The sequence below is a fragment of the Corynebacterium sp. HFH0082 genome, assembly GCF_000411235.1.
In the GTDB taxonomy this organism is placed as follows: domain Bacteria; phylum Actinomycetota; class Actinomycetes; order Mycobacteriales; family Mycobacteriaceae; genus Corynebacterium; species Corynebacterium jeikeium_D.
In genome coordinates, this window is the sequence record NZ_KE150404.1 from 714011 (window position 1) to 721567 (window position 7557).

Below are 7557 nucleotides of genomic sequence, written 5' to 3' on the forward strand. Positions count from 1 at the left end.
TTAGAGACTGGCGGTTTATTGTGTCAAGGATTGGCGGAGCTATTGTCCTGCCATGAAGCCCAGGAGCTTACTTGGCGCCGATGCCAGAGATGCTCGGGTTCAGGAAGTCGAACTTACGCTGGTCGGACTTGTCGACGGTGGTCTCCGGGTTCAGGAAGTCGGAAACCTCGACGTCGTGGGAGTCGTGGGTGGAGTGGTCGTCGGTGACGGAGATGTCCAGGAAGTCGTTACCGAACGGCAGGTTCAGGTCGCCACCGACGTTAGCGAAGTTGACGTCGTTGCCAGCCAGCTGCTCGAAAGCCGGCAGCGGGCTCTCGACGGTGACGGCCGGAAGGGCTTCGAGGATGGTTGCGATATCTTCTGCGGAGCAGGACATGAGAAAATCCTTAGGTTCTCGGGGGTAAAGATTTTGAGTCGCTCTTGGCTGACTCACAGAAATTAAGTTAACCGATGGGGCAAGGGGCTGCAATGAAAAAATAAGTGCCTCGATCCGCTTTCGGTCGGTTGCGTCCCTCAAAGCTCGCTCAAATTCGCCTAAAAACATTGGAAAGAGGGCGGTTTTGTGGTGTCTGTGACGACTCCGGCCTCTGCCTGAATATCGGATGACAAAAGCGTTGTTTTCTTAAAATTTACCGGGATTGCATTGATTGTTTTGTTCTTGGTGTCACAAAGGTGCAGGCAAACGGCAAATTCATCACAAATGATAACTAAGGGTTCCCTAAGTAAGGGAAACCAAAGTTTAGTAAATGGCAAAAACTGCCACTCAATTTAGGGGCATAAGCGGGGTTAACGAGCGGGCCATAGCCCATGAGAGGTACATCACATTGTGGGAGGCCAAAAGTGTGGGGAAATATACCCCCTTTTGGGTAGGCCGGGTGGCCTAAAGGGGGTGTCGGAGCGCGCTGAGGGGTCGCTGTGAAACTGGCCGCTAACGGTGTGTTCAGGACGTTTCCCGCGCCGCTAGCTACCGCTCCGGGACGTAGTCCTCAGCGGAGCCGTCACGGGCACCCAGCACCGCGCGTCCAAGTACTTCGGAGGCGACGGTAGCGACGACCAGGACAGCAACAATGGCCAGAATGGCGGTGAGGGTTTTGCCCCACGTCAGATCGCCCTGGTCGGCCTCTAAGACCAAGTTGGCAATCACCAGCGCGGGGATGCCCACCATGATTCCGGCGGAAAGTTGGTTCAACCGGCTCAGGGCATCTTTAGAGCGCCACATGGCCACGCCCGCCAGGAGCAGGTACAGAGATCCGCCAATGACCAGCACGGCAAACAAGATAGTTACAAGGATTGAAGCGATACTCATAGTGCGATTCGTCCTTAATCGGTCTTAGCGGCGGCCACGGGAAATAACTCGGGCCAGGCCCACGGTCGACAAAATGCCAAGCAAGCCCGCCAGCATTGCAATATCGAAAGTAATGGCTGTAGTCCGCAGCATGGCAGTTGTGAGGAACACTCCCACCATGGGGTAGAAGGCGGCGTCGGAAAGCACTGCGCGTGAGACATTGCCCTTGACCCGGAAGATCAGCACCACGCCCACAAGCAGCGCCACTGAACACAGAGCAATGCCAATGCCGCTAATTACCTGTACTGCGGTGGGATCGATCAATGTGTCATTCATGAGCGTGCTCCTTTGTCTTCGCCATTGGAGGCAATGCCATCCGGCAGTGGCAGACCATGGTCGACCTCAGCGGCAACACCGACGACGGCATCCGGGTCAATGAACTGGTCTGCGTTGTATTCCTCGAAGACAAATGCCTTCGGGCGGGGGACATCGCGGAGGCGGGGGACGAGGTGCTCCTCCATGTCGTAGAGGGAGTCGTACAGCGCGTCCAGGTCGGCACCGAAGATCGCGTGGATGATAAACAACCGTCCCGCATCGGTTTCACGGACGCCGCAGACCAGCGTGCCCGGGGTCATGGTGATGGACTCGGCAAAGAGAGTGACCTCAAGGTCAGACTTCACACGCAGCGGCAGTCCAATGAGCACCGGCTGCTGCTTCTGGTTCGGGCGCAGAGTATCGAGCACCACGTCCGTCGCAGCTACAACAACCTGCCAGACCAGCCAGAGGGAATAGCGGATAACGTGTAGAAACTTCATCAGTAAATACCTCCGATGGCGTTTTCAACTCCGCCGAGTGTGGCCTCGCGGTAGCCATCAATATTCAGCAGCGCATCGGCCGCGCCGGTGGTCGCCCAAGTGACGGCGCCGACCGCGACGAACATGGCCACGGAAACAATTGCCAGCATGGCGGACGGCGCAACCAGCGTTCCCGGAACTCGAACAGAATCATCCACACCCTGCATCGGTCGGCCCCAGAAGACCGCGCGCCACAGGCGAATCATGGCCAGCAGCGAGCCCAGCGAGGCCACGATGATTGCGGTAATCGCAACGATCGAGCGGGCATCGCCAGTAGCGGCAGAGGCAAAGACAATGCCCACCTTGCCCCACACGCCGGAAAACGGCGGGAAGCCCACAATGGAGAAGCTCATTGCCGCCATCACCCAGGCGACCGCCTGGTCGCGGCGAGCAAGCCCAGAAAGCCTGGAGAGCGTACCCGTACCGTAGGTCTCTTCCACCGCGCCGGAGCCCAGAATGAGGGCGCCGACAGTCACCATGTGGTGGATTGCGTAGAAAATACCCGCAGCCAGCGCAGCCTTGGCGCCGCCCCCGTCGTTAGCATCCGTGAATGCCAGCACAATCAGAATGAACGGCATACCCGTGACCATCTGGTAGGCCAGCACCTCACGCATGGTGTTCTCCGCGAGACCAGCAAATGCGCCGACCAGCATCGAGATCGCCATGATGATAATGATCGGCCAGTGCCAGGAGGGGTTCATGCCCACAATCACGACGTAAATGCGGAAGAGCATGTACACCGCAACCTTCGTATGCACCGCAGAGAACAGTGCCATCACCGCAGGGCTTGTCGACGGGTACGTCCTCGGCAGCCATGTGTGCGCCGGAACCAAACCAGCCTTCACGCACAGCGCAATGATGACAATGCCGAGTGCGACCACACCCGTGCCGCCAGGGCCGCCCTCACTGGCCATGTCCGCCAGCATTGCGATGTTCACATTGCCCGCCGAGCCGTAAATCAGCGCGACACCAATCAGCAGCACCGTGGAGGTCAAGAGGTTGACCAGCACGAAGCTACGACCAGCAGCCAGGCGGTGCCAGGTACCGGTGACCGCAATTAGGCCGTAGGAGGGAAGCAGCATGACCTCCATGAACACGAAGAAGTTGAACAGGTCGGCAGTCAGGAAAGCACCCGACATACCGGACAACATCATCAGCGTCAGGGAGGGGAAGAACCGCGAAGTGTTTTCGCCCGCGACGTGGGCGAACCAGTTACCGATGGCAACCACAGCCGCGGCCACACCCAGCATCAGCATGGAGAACGTGTCCGCCAAGAAAGGAATCGAGATACCACCGGGGAACGCGCCCACACCGTGGCCGACCGGGCCGTTTTCAGTGACGTAGAACATCACCCAAAACGCAGCCAGCGACGATAGTGCCGGAACGGCGATGCCCATCGTCGCGCGCATCCACAGCTTCGGCAGGATGGCTGCGACCGCCGACAGAATCAGCGGCAGTGCCGCAAACAGCGGCAGTAGCGAAGACAGAGTTGAAGTGGACATTGCAGAGGTCATTGCAGAGGCTTCTACCATTTCTCGTCACCGCCGAATGGGGTCTCGCGCGGGAACTTATTCGGAGCCGGAGAGACCCCTGGGGTGCCGGTGACCGTGGAGTCCGAGTCAGCCGGAATGTGCTTACCTGCACGACGACCAGCCGTCGACAGCTGTCGCATAGCCTCGCGGTCCTCATGGATACGAGTGTCGTCATCGCGGCCCAAACCAGACAGAGCCAGCATGAACGCGGTGACGGCCATGGTAATCACGATGGCCGTCAGCACGAATGCCTGCGGCAGCGGGTCAGCCATCTGCTCGGCAGCGCCAGCGCCCGCAGTAGCCTCGTTGCCCAGCAGCGGCTCGCCACGCCAGGCGCCGACACCCGTGGACAAAATAATCAGGTTGGCGGCATGGGAAATCAGAGTCATGCCGATGATGGTGCGCAGCATGCCGCGCTGTAGCACCAGGTACGTGCCACCGCCTGCGAGGACGGCAGCCATGATGGCGATAATCACTTCTTAGCCTCCTCAACGGTGGCATGAGCTGGGGCGGGGGCGGAGGCGCTCTCCGCTTCTGAGGCGAACACGCCCATCTCCGGCGGCACCCGCAAGCTCGAGCGGTCTGAGTAGAGATCCTGCATCACATCGTCCGACCCGGTCACACCAGGACGGTTCGGGCCGCCCAGGAGATTCAGCGCGGTTGCCACAATGCCGATGACGGCCAGGTACACGCCGACGTCGAAAAGCAATGCCGTGGTGAGGTGCTGCCCCAGGAACTCGCCGTACAACGGTGCCAAGAACGACCCCTTGGCGAATCCGACGAAGCCCGTGCCGATAGCCGTGATGACACCCGCAGCACTGAGCGCCACCGGGATCTTCTTGCCGAAGACCAGCTCGTCGCGGTCCTTGGACAGGTAAATCAGCATGACGGCAGCGGCACCAATCAGCGCCGCGTTGAAGCCGCCGCCCGGAGCGGTACCGCCGCGGTAGAGAACCACAGCGGACAGGGCGAACAGAAGCGGAGCCAACCAGCGCACCAGCCAACGCATCATGATGGAGTTCAGAGCGGGCTCCGCAAGCGGGGAAGGCTGATCGAGCAGGTGCGGGAAGCGAGGCATCGACGTGACAACCGCCGCCATCGCGACACCCGCCATACCGAGAACCGCCAGCTCACCCATCGTATCGAAAGCACGGAACTCAACCAGGATCACATTGACAATGTTGGTTTCGCCCGTGACCTTCTCAGTGTTGTCGATGTACCACTGCGCGACCTCAGGCATCTGACGACGGCCAGTGAGGAACCACACCGCGCCGAACGTAGCCAAGCCCACGGCAACTGCCACAACCGCCGCCGAGGCACGGCGGTTCTTCGAGGTCTCAGAGAACGCACGCGGCTGGAAGCGCAGCACCAGCATCATCAGCACGACAGTCAGGATTTCCACCATGAACTGCGTCAAGGCCACATCCGGTGCGCCCAGCAGGAGAATCTGCAGCGTGACACCAACACCGGTGACGCCGAGCAGCACAGCCGCCTGCAAGCGGTTCTTCGCCCGAAGCGTGGCCCACACACCAATCACGACAACGACCAGCGGAATCAGGTCGGTCAGGTGGTCGATGCCGTCGATCTTCGGCAGCACCGGAGCGCCGCCGACACCCGGAGCGATTGCAATAACCAGGGCGTACACCGCGAGCAAACCAAGCAGCGGCAACAGGTGACGCGATGGCTGATGCGAACGCGCCACCTTGCCCATCGCGCGCCCCACACGCTGCGAGACGCTCAGCGACGCGTTGATTGCCTCCACGCCGGTGAACGGGAAGAGCTTGCGGTCTGCCATGACGGCGCCTACGCGGGCACGAGTGAAGATGAAGCCCACGCCGACAGCCAGCACAATCACAGAGATAATCAGCGGCACATTCACGCCGTGCCACAGGCTCAAGTGTGATTCCTGAGTCGTGCCAGCCGGAAGCTGACCGACCGTATCGGCCACGCGGTCCAGCGGGCGGTTCAAAATAGCGCCGGCAGCGAAGGCGGCTGGAAGGCTAAGCACGCCAGGGATGGCAGCCGGGAGCCACAGCGAAATTGGAGCCTCAGTGATGTGGTCAACATTGCGCGGACCATCCACAAATGCACCGAACACCAAACGTGCCGAGTACGCGAAAGTACCAATCGCACCAATCGCCGCCACCGTCAGCAGAATGACGACACCGGTGTTGCTGAGCGGCGCACCTTCGAATGCGGTCAGCATGCCTTCCTTCGACATGAAGCCGAAGAACGGCGGAATTGCCGCCATCGATGCCGCACCGAAAATCATCGAGCCAAAGCTCCACGGCATCTGCTTCCACAGCGGACCGAGGCGACGAATATCGCGCGTGCCTGCCTGGTGATCAACCACACCAGCCATCATGAACAGCGAAGACTTAAACATCGCGTGCGCAATGGTGTGCACAACCGCAGCCATAATCGCGAACTTCGTGCCCACACCAATCGTGGCGACAATCCAACCCAACTGCGAGACCGTCGAGTACGCAATCAGCTTCTTCAGGTCAGTCTGCTGCAGCGCAAAGTAGGCCGTGGCAACAGCCGTCCACATACCCATGACAATCAGCAGCAACTGCCACACGCGCACGTCCGCGAAGACCGTGGAAAAACGCATCAGCAGGTAAACGCCCGCCTTGACGACGGCCGCAGCGTGCAAGAAAGCCGAGACGGGAGTTGCCGCCGCCATGGCCTCTGGAAGCCAGGCGTGGAAGGGGAACTGGGCTGCCTTCGTGAAAGCGCCCAGGGCCACCAGCGCGGCAATGAGGCTGCGCGCTGCCGGGTTGGCCTCCCACTCAGGCGAAGCCAAAACCTCGGTGAGGTTCGTGGAGCCGGTTAGCCACACCGCACCGCCGAGGGCGGCCAGAAGCAGCAGGCCACCGGTGAAGGTCAGCAGGAGTGTGCGCAACGAGCCCAGCTCGCCCGACGAGCCCGATCTTGCAATGAGCAGGAACGAGGCCATCGAGACCAGCTCCCACCCGATGAAGAGGAGCATGATGTCGTCGGCAAGCACGAGGAGCAAAACCGCCAGCATGAACGCCGTCATCAAGACGTAGAAGCTCATCGCGGATTTCTTCGGCGGCAAATACGCGGTGGAGTAGATGAAGACTATCGAGCCCACCAACAGCGCCAAGAAGCTGAACACCATGGAGAGGGGATCGAGCTTCAGCGCAAACGCCGCGTTCAGTTCCGGGGACCAGACGCGGGACCAGGTGAAGGTGGTGCCGTCGAGAATATCGCCCGTTACACGCGAAAGCTGGACCACCGACGCGAGAAAAAACGCGACGATGGGCCAGCCTGCGTGACGACCAAGGAGCTTCACAAACAGCGGGGTCAGCGCCAGGGCAACCGCGACCAACAGCGGGACCGAAAGGAGGGTCAGGCTGTTGGCGGAGGTTTGGGCTGCTTGGGTGGCTTGGACTGCTTGAGCTGCTTGAGCTGCGAGCGTTGTTGCGTGCTCTGCGGAGCTGCTTGCTTGGGGGGTAATCGTTGCCGGGGCAGAAAGAATGGAATCTAAAGAATTCAATGTTGCCGATACGCCGCCGGACGCAAACTCAGAAGCCAATGTCTGGTCTGGTGGTGCGGTCGCCGACGGCGGACTGGCTGTAAAGGGGCTGGCTGATGCCAGAGCTGTTGCCAGGTGCGTCACTTGGGGGCTACTTTCACATTGCTGTTAAAAAGGTTCGTACTTCTACAGACTAACAGCCACGAAAATGCTCCACGCGGGGTGAAAGGGGCATTTGGGGGAGCGGGGAAAGGCTCTGCGGATCCAGTAGTGAAAATACATAGGTACGAGTGATGGACGGGGTGTCGAACCGAGTTACTGACTGCGTTTATGACAGGTGGTGTTGGATTGATGCGAGTTACTGACTGCGTTTATGACAAAAAT

Annotated in this window: 7 protein-coding genes; all 7 read right to left on the reverse strand. The window is 60.0% G+C overall.

What is annotated here, in order from left to right; all coding sequences use genetic code 11:
• Positions 1-67 precede the first annotated feature (67 nt).
• The 7 genes from HMPREF1206_RS02980 to HMPREF1206_RS03010 all read right to left on the reverse strand — a co-directional run bounded on the left by HMPREF1206_RS02980 (position 68) and on the right by HMPREF1206_RS03010 (position 7050).
• Positions 68-376: a hypothetical protein gene (locus tag HMPREF1206_RS02980; protein WP_016421913.1), complete on the reverse strand. Its 309-nt coding sequence runs from the start codon at positions 374-376 to the stop codon at positions 68-70.
• A gap of 588 nt (positions 377-964) precedes the next feature.
• The gene (locus HMPREF1206_RS02985; RefSeq protein ID WP_016421914.1) at positions 965-1306 is read right to left on the reverse strand and encodes a monovalent cation/H(+) antiporter subunit G; all 342 of its coding nucleotides are present in this window, start codon (positions 1304-1306) and stop codon (positions 965-967) included.
• 24 nt (positions 1307-1330) lie between these two features.
• Positions 1331-1621: a monovalent cation/H+ antiporter complex subunit F gene (locus tag HMPREF1206_RS02990; protein WP_005511667.1), complete on the reverse strand. Its 291-nt coding sequence runs from the start codon at positions 1619-1621 to the stop codon at positions 1331-1333.
• Positions 1618-2100, reverse strand: a complete 483-nt coding sequence (locus HMPREF1206_RS02995) for a Na+/H+ antiporter subunit E (protein WP_016421915.1) — start codon at positions 2098-2100, stop codon at positions 1618-1620. Before HMPREF1206_RS02995 ends, HMPREF1206_RS02990 begins: the two co-directional genes overlap by 4 nt.
• Positions 2100-3641: a monovalent cation/H+ antiporter subunit D family protein gene (locus tag HMPREF1206_RS03000; protein WP_042389063.1), complete on the reverse strand. Its 1542-nt coding sequence runs from the start codon at positions 3639-3641 to the stop codon at positions 2100-2102. The genes HMPREF1206_RS02995 and HMPREF1206_RS03000 overlap by 1 nt, the downstream gene beginning before the upstream one ends.
• Positions 3642-3664: 23 nt before the next feature.
• The gene (locus HMPREF1206_RS03005) at positions 3665-4147 is read right to left on the reverse strand and encodes a sodium:proton antiporter (RefSeq protein WP_016421917.1); all 483 of its coding nucleotides are present in this window, start codon (positions 4145-4147) and stop codon (positions 3665-3667) included.
• The gene (locus HMPREF1206_RS03010; protein ID WP_042389066.1) at positions 4144-7050 is read right to left on the reverse strand and encodes a DUF4040 family protein; all 2907 of its coding nucleotides are present in this window, start codon (positions 7048-7050) and stop codon (positions 4144-4146) included. The genes HMPREF1206_RS03005 and HMPREF1206_RS03010 overlap by 4 nt, the downstream gene beginning before the upstream one ends.
• Positions 7051-7557 lie beyond the last annotated feature (507 nt).